This window comes from Bosea sp. NBC_00550 (assembly GCF_026020075.1).
Taxonomy (GTDB): domain Bacteria; phylum Pseudomonadota; class Alphaproteobacteria; order Rhizobiales; family Beijerinckiaceae; genus Allobosea.
Genome location: NZ_CP102772.1, coordinates 3,149,009 through 3,163,738, shown reverse-complemented (window position 1 = coordinate 3,163,738; position 14,730 = coordinate 3,149,009). Strand labels below are relative to the sequence as shown.

Here is a 14,730-nt window from a genome sequence, read left to right as displayed (position 1 = left end):
CATCATTCGGTCACAAGAAACCGATTGTGGTCGCTAACTGCCTGCTCGACGGGCGGTGCGACAGGGAACGGAAAGCAGGGAAGACGGCATGGCTTCAGTCCAGATCGCCGATGTACGCAAGGCGTACGGGTCTACGCAGGTCATCCACGGCGTCGACATCGACATCAACGACGGCGAATTCGTCATCCTCGTCGGCCCCTCGGGCTGCGGAAAGTCGACGCTGCTGCGGATGATCGCCGGGCTCGAGAACATCTCGGGCGGCGAGATCCGGATCGGGCCGCGCGTGGTGAACGACGTGCCTCCGAAGGAGCGCGACATCGCCATGGTGTTCCAGAACTATGCGCTCTATCCGCATATGACGGTCGCCGACAACATGGCCTTCTCGATGAAGCTCCGGAAGGCGCCGAAGGCCGAGATCGACGAGCGCGTCAACAAGGCGGCGCAGATCCTCGGGCTGAACAATCTGCTCGAGCGCTTTCCGCGCCAGCTCTCGGGCGGCCAGCGGCAGCGCGTCGCCATGGGTCGCGCCATCGTCCGCGATCCGCAGGTCTTCCTGTTCGACGAGCCGCTCTCGAACCTCGATGCCAAGCTGCGCGTTCAGATGCGCACCGAGATCAAGGAATTGCACCAGCGGCTGAAGACCACGACGGTCTACGTCACGCACGACCAGATCGAGGCCATGACCATGGCCGACAAGATCGTCGTCATGCATGACGGCATCGTCGAGCAGATGGGCGCGCCGCTCGATCTCTACGACAATCCGGCGAACCTGTTCGTCGCGGCCTTCATCGGCTCGCCGTCGATGAACCTGCTCAAGGGCAAGATCACGGCCAACGGCTTCGAGACCGAAGGCGGCGTCGTCTGGCCGATCGGCCAGCATCCGGCGGATTCCGAAGGGCGCGCGGCCGTGCTCGGCATCCGCCCCGAGCACTTCCAGCTCGATCCGAATGGCCTGAAGGCCCAGGTCGCGGTCGTCGAGCCGATGGGCTCGGAGACGCAGGTCGTCGTCCGCTGCGGCGGGCAGGACCTGACCTGCATCTTCCGTGAGCGCATCACCGCCAAGCCGGGCGAGACCATCGGCATCACGCCCGACACCAGCGTGACGCATCTCTTCGACGCTGCGACCGGCAAGCGGCTCTAACGAATTCGCCGCCCGCGAGCCGGGCGGCGGATGACGGCTGTCCAATGCCCATAATCCATGCAGGACGGAGGTCCCATGCAGGCCTCCGCCGCGCCAACGGAGGAGACGGTTTCATGAGCATTTCCAGAAGAGACGTGCTGATCGGCGGCGCGGGGCTTGCAGCAGGGGCCACGCTGCCGCTGGCGCCTGCGATAGCACAGGCCAATATCGAGAAGGGCGCGACACTGCGTGTCCTGCGCCCGACCAAATTCGTCGATCCCGACCAGGCGATCTTCAACGAGAACACCGAGGCCTTCACCAAGGCGACGGGCGTGCCGGTCCGGGTCGACTATGCCGGCTGGGAAGACCTGCGGCCGCAGACGGCGGTCACCGCCAATACCGGTGCCGGGCCCGATATCGTCGTCGGCTGGGCGGATGATCCGCACATCTTCTCCGACAAGTTGATCGACCTCACGCCGATCGCCGAGGATCTCGGCAAGAAATATGGCGGCTGGTACCCGATCGCCGAGAAATACGGCAAGAAGGACAAGACCAACCAGTGGATCTCGATCCCGATGGGCGCTTCCGGCGCGCCGGCGGTGTATCGCGAATCCTGGGTCAAGGAAGCGGGCTTCGATACCTTCCCGAAGGATCTCGACGGCTTTCTCAACCTCTGCCGCAAGCTCAAGGCCAACGGCCATCCGGCCGGCTTCGCGCTCGGCAACGCGGTCGGCGACGGCAACGCCTTCTGCAACTGGCTCGTCTGGACCCATGGCGGCTACATGGTCGACGAGAACAACAAGGTCGCGATCAATTCGAAGGAGACGGTCGCGGCACTGAAATACGCCAAGGCGCTCTACGAGACCTTCATTCCCGGCACGCTCTCCTGGCTCGACATCAGCAACAACAAGGCGCTGACGGCCGGCGAAATCGGCGTCACCCAGAACGGCGTCTCACTCTACTTCTCGATCAAGAACTCGAAGGACGAGAAGACCGCGGCGATCGCCAAGGACCTGAACCACGCGACCATGCCGGTCGGCCCGTTCGGACGCCCGTCCGAGCCTGCCCTGGTGATCAACGCCATGGCGTTCAAACACACCAAGTTCCCGAACGCGGCCAAGGAATATCTCCGCTTCATGATGGAGAAGGAGCAGTACGACAAGTGGCTGACCGGCTGCTTCGGCTACTGGACCCAGCCGCTGAAGGGCTTAGCCGAGAGCAAGGTGTGGTCGGGCGACCCGAAGATCCTGGTCTATCGCGACACCTGGGAGCGCGCGCTCTGGAGCGGCTACAAGGGCTCGATCAACGAGGCCGCCGGCACGGTCAACGCCGAATACGTCGTCGTCCAGATGGTCGCCTCGGTCTGCGCCGGTCAGGCGACGCCGGAGGAAGCCGCTGCTGAAGCCGAGCGCCGTGCCAAGCGCTACTATCGGACCTGACCCGCTTTTCCCGGCCGCCGTCCATGGTCGGCGGCCGGGAATGCCGGTCCAAAATGCGAGCGCGCCATGGCGATAGCTGCCGTCGAATCGCGAACCGTCTACAGCCTGCAGCAAAACTGGCTGGTGCGTCTGTTCGACTATAAACCGTTCCTGATCTTCCTCTGCCTGCTGCCCGCGGCGGGCTTCCTGCTGGTCTTTCTCAGCTACCCGCTGGGCCTGGGCATCTGGCTCGCCTTCACCGATACGCGCATCGGCCGCGCCGGTAATTTCATCGGGTTCGAGAATTTCCAATCGCTCTGGTACGACCGGGTCTTCATCACCGCAGTCTGGAACACGCTGCTCTATACGGGGGTGGCGACGATCGGGAAATTCGCCCTCGGCCTGTGGCTGGCGTTGCTGCTCAACAACCATCTGCCGATGAAGTCGCTGCTGCGGGCGATCATCCTGATTCCCTGGATCGTGCCGACGGTGCTCTCGGCCATCGCCTTCTGGTGGATCTACGATCCGCAGTTCTCGATCATCTCCTACGTGCTGGTCGACGTGCTCGGCTGGCGCGACACCTATATCGACTTCCTCGGACAGCCCTGGCCGGCGCGCTTCTCGCTGATCGCGGCGAATATCTGGCGCGGCATCCCCTTCGTCGCGATCTCGCTTCTCGCCGGCCTGCAGACCATCTCGCCGGCGCTGTACGAAGCAGCGATGCTCGATGGCGCCAATGCCTGGCAGCGCTTTCGGCACGTGACCTTCCCGATGCTGATGCCGATCCTGGCGATCGTGCTGACCTTCTCGGTGCTGTTCACCTTCACCGATTTCCAGCTCGTCTACGCCATCACCCGCGGCGGACCGGTGAACGCGACGCATCTGATGGCGACGCTCGCCTTCCAGCGCGGCATTCCAGGCGGTCAGCTCGGCGAGGGCGCGGCGATCGCGGTGGCGATGATCCCGTTCCTCGTGATGGCGACGCTGTTCAGCTATTTCGGCCTTGCCCGGCGCAAGTGGCAGCAGGGGGAAGACAATGACTGATCAGGCCCTCAGCGCGCGTCCGCATCTCAAGGACAAGGAGCGTGAAGGCGTCATCGACTGGTCGTCCGGCCCGCGGCGCTTCATCATGCTGTACCTGCCGCTGTCGCTCTTCCTGCTCGTGCTGCTGTTCCCGTTCTACTGGATGGCGATCACCGCGATCAAACCGAACGCGGAGCTGCTCGACTACAAGAACAACAACCCGTTCTGGGTGAAGTCGCCGACGCTCGAGAACATCAACAAGCTGCTGTTCCAGACCGATTATCCGCAATGGCTCTGGACCACGATGATGGTCGCGGCGGTGGCGACTGCGCTCTCGCTGTTTTCCAGCGTGCTCGCCGCCTATGCGATTCAGCGGCTGCGGTTCAAGGGCTCGCAATATGTCGGACTCGCGATCTATCTCGCTTATCTCGTGCCGCCCTCGATTCTGTTCATCCCGCTGGCGACGCTGATCTTCCAGTTCGGCCTGTTCGACTCGCCGCTGGCGTTGATCCTGACCTATCCGACCTTCCTCATCCCCTTCTGCACCTGGCTCCTGATCGGCTATTTCAAGTCGATCCCCTATGAGCTCGAGGAATGCGCGATGATCGACGGGGCGACGCGGCTGCAAACCCTGTGGCGCATCACCTTGCCGCTCGCCATGCCCGGCCTGATCTCGGCCGGCATCTTCGCCTTCACCCTGTCCTGGAACGAGTTCATCTACGCGCTCGCCTTCATCCAGTCGGCGGAGAAGAAGACGGTGCCGGTCGCGGTGCTGACCCAGCTCGTGGAGGGCGACGTCTATCACTGGGGCTCGCTGATGGCCGGCGCGCTCTTGGGCTCGATCCCGGTCGCGATCCTCTATTCCTTCTTCGTCGACTATTACGTTGCCTCGATGACGGGTGCGGTGAAGGAGTAACCGGCTTCGGCGCCGGCCTGGCGCGGGCCGGCTTCCCCCATCGCGGGCATGGCGTGAGCCGTGCCCGCTTTCGTTCAAAGAGTACCCGTTCGCATGACCGATAAATCGATCTCCACCATCGCCTTCGTCGGGCTTGGCGCCATGGGCGCGCCGATGGCCGAGAACCTCGTCACGAAGCAGTTCCGCGTCACCGGCTTCGACATGCGCGAGGCCGTGCGAGAGGCGCTGGTCGCCGCCGGCGGGCACGCCGCTATCAGTGCCAGGGACGCTGCGGACGGTGCCGAAGCGCTGGTGCTAATGGTGGTCAACGCCGCCCAGGCGCGCGCGGTGCTGTTCGAGGCCGGCGCGCTGGAAGCGCTTGCTCCTGGCGCGACCGTGATCCTGATGGCGACCTGCCCGCCGGGTGAGGCGGAGGCGATCGCGGCGGAGGTCGTGAAGACAGGCCGGCATTTCATCGATGCCCCGGTCTCGGGGGGCGTCAACGGCGCGCGCAACGCGACGCTGACGATCATGGTCGGGGCGCCGAGCGAGAGCTTCGCGCGGGCGAAGCCTGTGCTCGACGCGCTCGGCGACAAGGTCTTCCATGTCGGCGAGAAGGCGGGGCAGGGCGCGACGGTGAAGACCGTCAACCAGCTGCTCTGCGGCGTCCATATCGCCGTCGCCGCGGAGGCGCTGTCGCTGGCCGAGAAGGCCGGCATCGACGGGCGCCTGCTGTTCGAGATCATGGGCGGCTCGGCCGCCTCGTCCTGGATGCTCAGGGATCGCGGGCCGCGCATGCATGAGCCCGATCCGGCCGTGGCGAGCGCGGTCGACATCTTCGTCAAGGATCTCGGCATCGTGCTCGACGCCGGGCGCGCGGCGAAGACGGCGCTGCCGCTGGCGGCGGCCGCCCATCAGATGTTCCTCGCCTCGTCCGGCCTCGGCCATGGTGGGCGCGACGATTCGCAGGTGGTCAGGGCCTACCGGGCGCTCAACGCGAAGCCCGCCAACGATGCCTGAGCTCGGCTCAGCGCGGCGGGCAGGTCGTCCCGCGGATGATCAGCGCGGGCGTCAGCAGCAGGCGCTGGGTCGGCGCGGCCGGGTTGGCGATCCGGTTCAGCAGGAACTCGGCCGACTTCGCGCCCATCTCGTTCTGGAAGTTGTGGACGGTGGTGAGGGCGGGAAACCACTGGGCGGCCTCCTTCACGTCGTCGCAGCCGACGATCGAGAAATCGCGGCCGGCCTCGAGCCCGCGATGGCGCAGGCCGAGCACGGCGCCGAAGGCGGCGAGATCGTTCATGCAGACGGCCGCGGTCGGCGGGTTGGCAGCATCGAGCACGTTCTGGATGCCTTTCAGGCCGGTTTCGCGGGTGCCATAGTCGAAATGCACGAGAGCCGGGTCGAACGGCAGGCCGAAGCGTACGAGCGCCGCACGATAGCCGGCGTAGCGGTTGCGCCCGGTCGAGATGCTCTCATTGGCGCAGAGGAAGGCGATCCGGCGATGGCCGATCCCGATCAGGTGTTCCATGGCCTGGGTCGTGCCGTGGCGGTCGTCGGAGCCGACGAAATCGAGGTCGGCCCCGGCGATCTCGCGCGAGAGCTGGACGATCGGCACGCCGGCATCGATCAGCGGAGCCAGGCTCTCCACGGTGCTGCCGCCAGCCGAGCAGAGGATCATGCCGTCCGGGCGATACTCGGAGAGGATGCCGAGCACGCGGGCCTGCTTGTCGCGATTCTCGGCATAGGTGCCGAGCAGGATCGAACGGCCGTGCCGGCCGGCGGTTTCCTCGATCGCAGCTAGAAGCTCGGCAAAATAGGGATTGGTGATGTCGTGAAAGCCGACACCGATGATGTTGGTCCGGTCGGTCCGCAGCGAGGCGGCGCTGCGGTTGTAGCTGTAGCCCATCGAGCGGGCGATCTCCCGCACGCGCTCGCGCGTCGCCTCGGCGACGAGCGGCGAGCCGCGCAAAGCGAGCGACACCGTCGCGGTCGAGACGGAAAGATGGTCGGCGATGATCTGCAGGGTCACACGGTTGCGGCCGGAAGGACCCACCGCGGTCGGGCTTCTGGTCCGGCTGGTCTCGGGCGGGCCGTCGGCAGTCATGTCTCGTCCATTGTGAGCGCTGACCTCGCGATAGCCGGCGAGTCGGGTCGTTTTCTCCACGTCACGTTTCATCTCAACCATATCAGCGGGAGAATTTGAAGATGACTGCAACCAAAGAGTCCGTGGGCTTCATCGGCGTCGGCCTGATGGGGCAGGGCATGGCCCGCAATCTCGTCGACAAGGGCTTTCCGCTCACCGTGATGGGACATCGCAACCGCAAGCCGGTCGAGGAGCTGGTCGCGGCCGGCGCGGTCGAGGCGAAGACGCCAAGGGAACTGGCGGCACGTTCGACCATCATCTTCCTGTGCGTCACCGGCTCGGCCCAGGTCGAGGCCGTGGTGACGGGCGAGAACGGCATCATCGCCGGCGCAAAGCCGGGCACGGTGATCGTCGACTGCTCGACCTCCGACCCGACGGTGACGGTCAGGCTTGCCGCGGAGCTGGAGGCGAAGGGCCTGCATCTCGCCGACGCGCCGCTCGGCGGCACGCCGGCCCAGGCGGCGCAAGGGCAGCTCTCCGCGATGATCGGCGCCTCGCCCGAAATCTTCGCGCGCATCAAGCCGGCCTGCGAGGCGTGGGCGCAGAAGATCGTGCATCTCGGCCCGGTCGGCGACGGCCACAAGATGAAGCTGATCAACAACTTCCTGTCGCTGGGCTATGCCGCGATCTATGCGGAGGCGCTGACGCTCGGCCAGAAGATCGGGATCTCGCCCCAGACCTTCGACAGCGTGCTGCGCGGCAGCCGCATGGATTGCGGCTTCTACCAGACCTTCATGAAATACGTGCTGGAGCGCGACAGGGACGCCCACAAGTTCACGCTCAGCAACGCGCTGAAGGATGTGCGCTATCTCGAGAGCGTGGCCAACAAGGCCGGCGTCGCCAATCCGATCGGCAACGCGGTGAAGAACAGCTACGCCGCGGCGGTGGCGAGCGGCCATGGCGACGACTACGTGCCGATGTTGTCGGACTGGATCGCCGGGCTCAACGGCACATCACTGGCCGGCAAATAGGTTGGCGCCGTCATGCTCGGGCTCGACCCGAGCATCTCCTGATCGGGATTCTCGGGTCTGCGTTTCGCGCCGCCCGAGAATGACGCCGGCTCTTTCAGGGGTGCGCCAGCAGGCGGGCCAGCCCGTCGGAAAGCCCCGTGCTGGTGACGGGGGGCGGCAGGGCGAGATCGCCGCTCAGGGGCTTGCGCAAGGGCTGGTCGAGCGCGCCGAGCAGCATCCGGATGCCGGCTTCGGCCGAGCAGATCACGGGAATGTCGACATGAGGCTGGACCCGGGCGGCAAGTCCGGCCAGGCCGGCGCCACCGAGAATGACCGCGCCGGCGCCGTCGCGCCGCGCCACACGGCGGCAGGCTTCCGCCAGCATCGCGATGGAGCCATCGGGATCGCGGGCGATGTCGGCCCCGGTGGGAGCGACCGTCTCGACGGCGGCGAGGCGGTCGCCGAGGCCGATCGAGCCGACGAATTCGTGCAGCATCGGCCCCCAGCGCTCGCCACCGGTGACGATGGCGAAGCGCTCCGCCTGTTCAGCGGCAAGACGGCTGCTCGCTTCCGCCATGCCGACGACCGGGATGCGCGCCATTTCCTTGAGCGCGAGCAGGCCGGGATCGCCGAAGCAGGCGAGATAGACACCGTCGCAGCCTTGCCCATGCTCGGCGAAGGCCTCCAGCGCGGCGTGGGCGGCCACGACGCTGGCGCTGCGGCTGGCGATGTAATGCGCACCGAAACGCCCTGTCACCGGCACGAGCGTCGCCTGTGGCGGCAGATAGGGCTCGATCACGCGCCCGACCAGGGCCGTCATTTCCGGCATGGTGTTGGGATTGATGACGAGGATGCGCAAGGTTTGGTCCAGCCGCTACGATCGATCCGATCCTGAGCGCCGGCCCGATCCCGCAGGGCGCAAACGCTGCCGACCAGGCAGTATTCAGCGCCGAGCCGACGGGACGCCGACGACGAGCCCTTTTCGCATTCCGGCTTTCACACAGCAAGGTCACTGCCCTTGGCCGGCTCGACGATATGGCCGGTCTAGCCGCCTCCTCCGGCCTCGAAAACGGCGCAGAACTTCCTCTCTCACATCAGCCGCAGAGGCGCTGTCACTGAGGGTGAGCACGTCGCGATCGGAAACCTGCGCTGCATCGACGCACACATTATCGAGGCCATGTTAACGCCTCGGTAAGGCTCTTCTTTCCACCTTGATCGGGCAAAGGAGATGAGACGATGATCAAAAATGCACTCTCGGCGATATTCCTCGTCGTTCTGGGAGCCTCGGCAGCTGAAGCCGCCACCCCAAAACTGCTTGGGCAGTTCAACGCCTGGAATGCGGCTGCCTATGAAAACGGTGATACGCAGCGTTGCTTCATCATGAGCAAGCCGCAGATGGAAGAACCATCGGAGCTGCGCCATGGCGAGGTTCTCTTCTTTGTGCAGACGGGTGCGCGCGGCAGCGACACGGAATCGAGTTTCCAGGCGGGCTACGATTTCGCCAAGGATTCCATCGTGACCGTCACCATCGGCGACAACAGCTTCCGCATGTTGACCGAAGGTAGCAATGCCTGGATCGAACGCCTCGAACGCGAGCCGGCGCTGCTCGCCGCGATGCGGGCCGGCAATGACATGGTGCTGGAAGCACGCTCCGCCCGCGGCAACGCGACGACCTATACGTTCTCGCTGACGGGTGTCACGGCCGCCTCGCGCATGCTGCAGCGCTGCAATTCGGACGCGACGCAGAGCTAGGCGCCTGAGGCCCAGGCACCTGCCGGCGTCGGCAGGTGCCGGTGTGCTGCTGGTCGGCGCTGCACGAGGAGAGATGGCTGGATACGGTTCCGGAACGGCGCAATTCGTTCAGAACGAGCGCCGAGCCTCAGAGCATTTCGCCCCATTACCGGCTGAGTGGGCCGTCTTCGCCGCGAACCGGATCGGTCGGAGGGAACGAGAGACGTGCGATCGCAGCCCGGATCGCCGCAGTCGGCGCATCGCGCAGGATGTCGGCGCTCTGGCCGGGCGGATAGGCCCCGATCACGAGGAAATCGTCCGATGCTTCGACGCGACAATGACCGGTGCCGGCGGGAAAGCAGCAAGACATCGCCGGCCCGGATCGTCAGGTCTCGGCCGCACGGGCCTCCCAGCGTGATGTCGGCCGATCCTGCGGCGATGCCGAGCACTTCATGTCCCTGCGAGTGGTAGTGGTGGAAATCGTAGATGCCGTTTCGCCATTGTGGCGGCCAGCCGTTCTCGGCAAAGCGCTTTTCCATCGCCGCAGCCAGATCGGGTGTCTCGGGCGAAAAGGCCGCCTCATAGACCAGCACCGGGAGCCGGGGATTGTTCGGTACGCCATCCCGTTCTTCGAGATGAAGCGCGGTGACGGTTGCCTGGTTCACGGCGCACTCTCCTTCACAGCCGTTCGACCTGGACGGTCTGATTGATCAACTGGCAGGGCTTGTCGGTGGTCAGGAAAGCGATGTCTGCCGCGTCTCGGCCATGAGCGATGCGCACGAGACCTTCGACGGGCGCCAGCCGTGTCGTGTCGATCAACCACCAGTCGTTTTCCAGATAGACCTCCATGACGGCATGAAAGTCGGGTGGATCAAGCTCGAACGCATAGGCGCTCACAGCCCGTGCCGGGATGGAAAGTGCCCGGCAGAGCGTGATGCCGAGATGGGTGAAGTCGCGGCAGACGCCCGCGCGGACCGTGAATGTATGAGCTGCCGTCGACTCGGCCGTGCTGACGCCGTGGACATAGTCGACGTGGCGATTGATCCAGTCGAGGATCGCCATGACGCGCGCGACGCCATCGCCGGCCGCTCCGAATTCCCGCTGCGAAAACCGCTGGAACTGATCGCTGGGACAGAATCTGCTCGGCAGCAGGTAGGGGAGAACCTCGACGGGTAACTCGCCCCAGACATGTTGGCGTCCCGCTACGGGCAACAGTTGCCGGGCGTTGTTCTCGACTTCGGCCTGATAGGCAACCGAGACTTCGCCCGAAAGGCAGGCACGGAAACGGCGATCTCCCGAAAGGCCTTCGTCCACGGAAACCGGTGTGTCCGGGCTGACTTCGAGCACCTCCGACAAAAGCAGTTGGTCGGGCGATTTCGCCGCGTGCAACAGCCCGATGATCTGGGTCGGCTCGGCAAAGGAATATTTCAGTTCAGCCTTGGTCCGCAGCCGCATCGATCACCCCTCTTTCAGCCTGCGGACAACGGGAACGGCTGGACGATGTTCCCAGCCGGCGGCAGGGAACCGAGCGACCGGAGTAGCAAGCATGCGCCGTCAGGCGGCCATCAGCTTGTCGACAGTGATCGGCAGGCTCCTGACCCGTTTGCCGGTCGCATGGAAGATCGCGTTGGCGATAGCGGCAGCGGTCCCGACGACGCCGATCTCGCCGAGCCCCTTCACGCCGATAGGGCTGACTTTCTTGTCGTGCTCCTCGACGAAGATCACCTCGATCCCGTCGATGTCGGCATTAACAGGCACATGATATTCGCCGAGGTTGCGGTTCATGAACCGGCCGAAGCGATGGTCGGTCATCGTCTCCTCGTGGAGGGCCATGCCGATGCCCCAGACCACGCCGCCCATGATCTGGCTGCGTGCGGTCTTCGGATTGAGAATGCGCCCGGCGGCGACCGCGCTGACCACACGCGTCACGCGCACGATGTCGAGTTCCTCATCGACATGAACCTCGGCGAAGACGGCGGAATGCGTATAGGAGGCGTGCCGCAGCGGGCCGATAAGGCCGGGGCTTGCAGTCTCTTCCGCCTCGACATGGTCGACGCCGGCGGCCGTCAGCGCGTCCGCGATGGACACAGTTCGGTCGGGCGCGGTGCACAAGCGGATGTAGCCCCCGCCGAAGGCGATGTCCTCTATCGCAGCGCCTGCGAGCGGCGATCCTTCAACGGCCCCAGCGTATTTGAGCAGGGTTTCGCAAAGCTTCCTGCAGGTCAGCATGACCGCGCTGCCGGAGGAAGCGGCGGTCCAGGAGCCGCCCTGGATGGGAGCCATCGCGAGCGATGAATCGCCGAGCTTCACGCTCACCGCATCGAGATCCAGCCCCAGCGCGTCGGCCCCGATCTGCGCCAGGATCGTGTAGGTGCCCGTTCCGATATCCGACGTCGCACAGCCGATTTCGAGGCGGCCGTCGCGGCCCAATCTGGCCCGGGCCGATGATTTCATCATCATCGCTTCCCAGACACCGCTGGCCATGCCCCAGCCGACGAGTTCCTTGCCGGCGCGCGTCGCACGTGGCGCTGGATTGCGCTTGCTCCAGCCGAAGCGGGCGGCCCCTTCGGCATAGCAGGCGCGCAGTTCCTTCGAGGTCAGCGGCTTGTCGTCGTTCTCGTCGCGATCGGTATAGTTCCGCAAGCGCAACTCGATCGGGTCGATGCCGGTCGCATAGGCCAACTCGTCCATCGCGCTCTCGAGAGCGAAAAGCCCTGTCGGCGCACCCGGAGCGCGCATGTCGCCGGGAGTGGGAATGTCGAGCTTGGCGAGTTCGTAGCCCAGCTGCGTCGCGTCGCTGTGATAGAGCATGCCCGACCAGTTGACGACGTTCTCCTGGTAGTCCTCGTAGCGCGATGTCGCCGCGACTGCATTATGCTGCAGCGAGCGGATATGTCCGTCGGCGTCCGCACCGATCGCCACCGTGTTGATCGCCTGCGGGCGATGGACATGGCTGAACATCTGGGCTCGCGTCATCTCCACGCGAACGGAGCGTTCGAGCGCCAGCGAAGCCATCACGGCGAGAAAGAGCTGGTGGTGCGGCCTGAGCGCCGAGCCGAAGGCGCCGCCCACGAACGGCGAGACAACCCTGACATCGTCGCTCGCAAGGCCGAAAACCGAGGAGATATAGCCATGCGTGTTCAGGGTGCCCTGGGTCTTGTCATGGACGGTTATCTTGCCGCCGCCCTCCCAGACCACCGTCGTGCCGTGGAGCTCCATCGGATTGTGATGCTCGATCGCGAGTTCGTATTCGGCGCTGACCTTGATCGGAGATTCTGAGAAGGCGCCGGCCGCATCGCCCTTGGGATCGGGCGGCGGGGCGATGCCGGAACGCTTCTTGGGCGGCACATAGCTGTCATGGCGGGCGCGTTCAAGATCGGTCTCGTGAGGCGCGCGCTCATAGGTTACGCCGATCAGCGAGGCCGCTTCGCGCGCCGCCTCCAGGGTCTCCGCGACCACCAGCGCGATCGGCTGATCGCTGTGGTGGATCCGATCATCATAGAGAGGCCGCAACGGCTTGCCGGGCGGTGCGACCTGGTCGCGGTAGCTCCTGTCGAACCATGCGGTCTTGGGACGGTCTTCATGTGTGAAGATCTTGATGACGCCAGGAATCGCAAGAGCCGCATTCAGATCGAGCGCTACGATGCGGCCGCGTGGAATGGCACTGTCGACAATGTAGCCATGCACCAGGCCGGGCGCGTCGAATTCGGCGGCGTAGGTGGCACGGCCGGCGACCTTGGCGACACCGTCGATGCGGCTGCGCGGCGAGCCGACATGGGGATCGTTCCTGAGCATGATGCCGGCTCCTTCAGGCGATGCGCTTGTCGGACTGGGATTGCGGCGTGCCGGCCGCAGCCTGGCCGAGAGCGCGAATGATGGCGCGACGGGCCAGCTCGATCTTGAAGGCGTTGTGCTTGCGGCCCTGGGCGCCTTCCAGCAGCACGTCGGCGGCCGCGGCAAAGCTGGTCTCGTCGGCAGCGCGCCCGATCAACACCTCCTCGGCTTGCGGGCGGCGCCAGGGTTTGTGAGCGACTCCGCCAAGCGCGATGCGCGCGTCGGCGATGGTATCTCCTTCCATCTGCAGGCCCGCGGCGACCGAGACCAGCGCGAATGCATAGGACAGCCGGTCACGAAGTTTCAGATAGGTATGGTTGCCCATGAAGCGTCGGGCCTCGGCGGGGATTTCGATGCCGATCACCAGTTCATCGGCGCCGAGCGTCGTGTCGCGTTCCGGCGAGCCATCGGGCAGACGATGATATTGCGCGATCGGAATCGTCCGCTGCCCTTGCGGGCCGGCGATATGGATGAGGGCATCGAGCGCGGCGAGGGCGACGCACATGTCGGATGGGTGCGTGGCGATGCAGTCGTCGCTCGCACCCAGAATGGCGTGGTTGCGGTTGACGCCCTCCAAAGCCGGGCAGCCACTGCCTGGTTCGCGCTTGTTGCAGGGCAGCGCGGCATCGTAAAAGTAATAGCAGCGCGTCCGCTGGTTGATGTTGCCGCCCGCGGTCGCGGCGTTTCGCAGCTGCGGCGTGGCGCCCGCCAGGATGGCGCTCGACAGCAGCGGGAAATTCTCGGCAACCGCCGGATGATAGGCGATCGTCGTGTTCGAGACGAGCGCGCCGATCATGATGCCGCGCTCGCTTTGAGTGATCTCGTCGAGGCCTTCGATGCGGGTTATGTCGATCAGGCGGCTCGGCTGCTCGACATCGTATTTCATCAGGTCGAGGAGGTTTGTCCCGCCAGCCACGATCTTCGCGGCGGGATCGGCGGCCAGGGCGGCCAGGGCCCCTTCGACGCTTTCGGCCCTGAGGTAAGAGAAGCGGTTCATTCTGCCGCCTCCCGGATATAGCCTTGCCGTTGCCCCATCACATCCTCGATCGCATCGACGATGTTCGGATAGGCGCCGCAACGGCAGATGTTCCCGCTCATCAGCTCGCGGATCTCTTCGCGGTCGTGAGCGTGCCCCTCGGCCAGGAGCGCGACCGCGGAGCAGATCTGGCCCGGTGTGCAGTACCCGCACTGGAACGCATCGCGTTCGATGAAGGCACGCTGCAGGGGATGCAGATCGTCGCCCTGCGCCAGCCCCTCGATCGTCGTAATCTCCCGTCCATCCATCATCACTGCGAGCTTCAGGCAGGCGTTGATGCGCTGGCCTTCGATCAAGACCGTGCAGGCGCCGCACTGGCCGTGGTCGCAGCCCTTCTTCGTACCGGTCAGCCCGAGCTGATTGCGCAGCAGGTCGAGCAGTGTCGTCGAAGGCCCAACCTCGGTTCGAACCGGACGGCCGTTCAGGTTGAGCGTGATCTCGATCTTGTCATCGGGAGCCAGCGTTCGGAGCGTCACGGTCGAACTCCTATGCGATAGGCGAGGGGCGGTGAAAGTCTGGAGGCTGCGGCCAGGCTTGGGAGCCGGCGGCCTGATAGCGATGACAACGGCGCCCGCAGGCG

The 14,730-nt window shown here is 65.3% G+C and carries 14 protein-coding genes; 7 read left to right on the top strand and 7 right to left on the bottom strand.

Features of this window, described 5'->3' with window-relative positions; translation table 11 throughout:
- Window positions 1-88: 88 nt before the first annotated feature.
- From NWE53_RS15225 to NWE53_RS15205, 5 genes are all read left to right on the top strand, one after another.
- The gene (locus NWE53_RS15225; protein WP_265050225.1) at window positions 89-1,141 is read left to right on the top strand and encodes an ABC transporter ATP-binding protein; all 1,053 of its coding nucleotides are present in this window, start codon (window positions 89-91) and stop codon (window positions 1,139-1,141) included.
- 113 nt (window positions 1,142-1,254) lie between these two features.
- On the top strand, window positions 1,255-2,559 hold the full coding sequence (locus tag NWE53_RS15220; protein ID WP_265050224.1) for an ABC transporter substrate-binding protein: 1,305 nt from the start codon (window positions 1,255-1,257) through the stop codon (window positions 2,557-2,559).
- 66 nt (window positions 2,560-2,625) lie between these two features.
- Window positions 2,626-3,582: a carbohydrate ABC transporter permease gene (locus tag NWE53_RS15215; protein WP_265050223.1), complete on the top strand. Its 957-nt coding sequence runs from the start codon at window positions 2,626-2,628 to the stop codon at window positions 3,580-3,582.
- Window positions 3,575-4,477 carry a carbohydrate ABC transporter permease gene (locus NWE53_RS15210; protein ID WP_265050222.1) on the top strand — a complete coding sequence of 301 codons (903 nt, stop codon included), beginning with the start codon at window positions 3,575-3,577 and terminating at the stop codon, window positions 4,475-4,477. The genes NWE53_RS15215 and NWE53_RS15210 overlap by 8 nt, the downstream gene beginning before the upstream one ends.
- Before the next feature lie 93 nt (window positions 4,478-4,570).
- On the top strand, window positions 4,571-5,476 hold the full coding sequence (locus NWE53_RS15205; RefSeq protein WP_265050221.1) for an NAD(P)-dependent oxidoreductase: 906 nt from the start codon (window positions 4,571-4,573) through the stop codon (window positions 5,474-5,476).
- A gap of 7 nt (window positions 5,477-5,483) precedes the next feature.
- Here NWE53_RS15205 and NWE53_RS15200 read toward each other — a convergent pair whose 3' ends face one another.
- Window positions 5,484-6,560, bottom strand: coding sequence for a LacI family DNA-binding transcriptional regulator (locus NWE53_RS15200; RefSeq protein ID WP_265050220.1), 1,077 nt, complete (start codon window positions 6,558-6,560; stop codon window positions 5,484-5,486).
- A gap of 95 nt (window positions 6,561-6,655) precedes the next feature.
- On the opposite strand from NWE53_RS15200, the gene NWE53_RS15195 reads away from it, so the two are divergent.
- A complete protein-coding gene (locus NWE53_RS15195) occupies window positions 6,656-7,570 on the top strand; it encodes an NAD(P)-dependent oxidoreductase (RefSeq protein ID WP_265050219.1) in 915 nt (304 codons plus the stop codon).
- A 94-nt stretch (window positions 7,571-7,664) separates the two neighbouring features.
- Here the strand turns inward: NWE53_RS15195 and NWE53_RS15190 are convergent, their stop codons facing one another.
- Entirely contained in the window at window positions 7,665-8,408 is a 744-nt protein-coding gene (locus NWE53_RS15190; protein ID WP_265050218.1) for an aspartate/glutamate racemase family protein, read from the bottom strand.
- A gap of 377 nt (window positions 8,409-8,785) precedes the next feature.
- Between NWE53_RS15190 and NWE53_RS15185 the strand changes: the two genes are divergently transcribed.
- Window positions 8,786-9,301 (top strand): invasion associated locus B family protein, encoded by a 516-nt coding sequence (locus NWE53_RS15185; protein ID WP_265050217.1) that lies wholly within the window; start codon window positions 8,786-8,788, stop codon window positions 9,299-9,301.
- On the opposite strand, the gene NWE53_RS15180 is transcribed toward NWE53_RS15185, so the two are convergent.
- From NWE53_RS15180 to NWE53_RS15160, 5 genes are all read right to left on the bottom strand, one after another.
- Complete coding sequence (locus NWE53_RS15180) at window positions 9,298-9,945, bottom strand: hypothetical protein (protein WP_442864838.1); 648 nt, start codon at window positions 9,943-9,945, stop codon at window positions 9,298-9,300. The genes NWE53_RS15185 and NWE53_RS15180 overlap by 4 nt on opposite strands.
- A gap of 13 nt (window positions 9,946-9,958) precedes the next feature.
- Window positions 9,959-10,735, bottom strand: coding sequence for a transglutaminase-like domain-containing protein (locus NWE53_RS15175; protein WP_265050216.1), 777 nt, complete (start codon window positions 10,733-10,735; stop codon window positions 9,959-9,961).
- Window positions 10,736-10,834: 99 nt separating this feature from the next.
- Entirely contained in the window at window positions 10,835-13,075 is a 2,241-nt protein-coding gene (locus NWE53_RS15170) for a xanthine dehydrogenase family protein molybdopterin-binding subunit (protein ID WP_265050215.1), read from the bottom strand.
- Between the two features lie 13 nt (window positions 13,076-13,088).
- Complete coding sequence (locus NWE53_RS15165) at window positions 13,089-14,111, bottom strand: FAD binding domain-containing protein (RefSeq protein WP_265050214.1); 1,023 nt, start codon at window positions 14,109-14,111, stop codon at window positions 13,089-13,091.
- The gene (locus tag NWE53_RS15160) at window positions 14,108-14,626 is read right to left on the bottom strand and encodes a (2Fe-2S)-binding protein (RefSeq protein ID WP_442864837.1); all 519 of its coding nucleotides are present in this window, start codon (window positions 14,624-14,626) and stop codon (window positions 14,108-14,110) included. Before NWE53_RS15160 ends, NWE53_RS15165 begins: the two co-directional genes overlap by 4 nt.
- Between the last annotated feature and the right edge of the window lie 104 nt (window positions 14,627-14,730).

Excerpts from the sequence above, each read along its gene's own strand:
- NWE53_RS15225 (WP_265050225.1), top strand. The coding sequence starts at position 89 with ATGGCTTCAGTCCAGATCGCCGATGTACGCAAGGCGTACGGGTCTACG.
- NWE53_RS15220 (WP_265050224.1), top strand. The coding sequence starts at position 1,255 with ATGAGCATTTCCAGAAGAGACGTGCTGATCGGCGGCGCGGGGCTTGCA.
- NWE53_RS15215 (WP_265050223.1), top strand. The coding sequence starts at position 2,626 with ATGGCGATAGCTGCCGTCGAATCGCGAACCGTCTACAGCCTGCAGCAA.
- NWE53_RS15210 (WP_265050222.1), top strand. The coding sequence starts at position 3,575 with ATGACTGATCAGGCCCTCAGCGCGCGTCCGCATCTCAAGGACAAGGAG.
- NWE53_RS15205 (WP_265050221.1), top strand. The coding sequence starts at position 4,571 with ATGACCGATAAATCGATCTCCACCATCGCCTTCGTCGGGCTTGGCGCC.
- NWE53_RS15200 (WP_265050220.1), bottom strand. The coding sequence starts at position 6,560 with ATGACTGCCGACGGCCCGCCCGAGACCAGCCGGACCAGAAGCCCGACC.
- NWE53_RS15185 (WP_265050217.1), top strand. The coding sequence starts at position 8,786 with ATGATCAAAAATGCACTCTCGGCGATATTCCTCGTCGTTCTGGGAGCC.
- NWE53_RS15175 (WP_265050216.1), bottom strand. The coding sequence starts at position 10,735 with ATGCGGCTGCGGACCAAGGCTGAACTGAAATATTCCTTTGCCGAGCCG.
- NWE53_RS15170 (WP_265050215.1), bottom strand. The coding sequence starts at position 13,075 with ATGCTCAGGAACGATCCCCATGTCGGCTCGCCGCGCAGCCGCATCGAC.
- NWE53_RS15165 (WP_265050214.1), bottom strand. The coding sequence starts at position 14,111 with ATGAACCGCTTCTCTTACCTCAGGGCCGAAAGCGTCGAAGGGGCCCTG.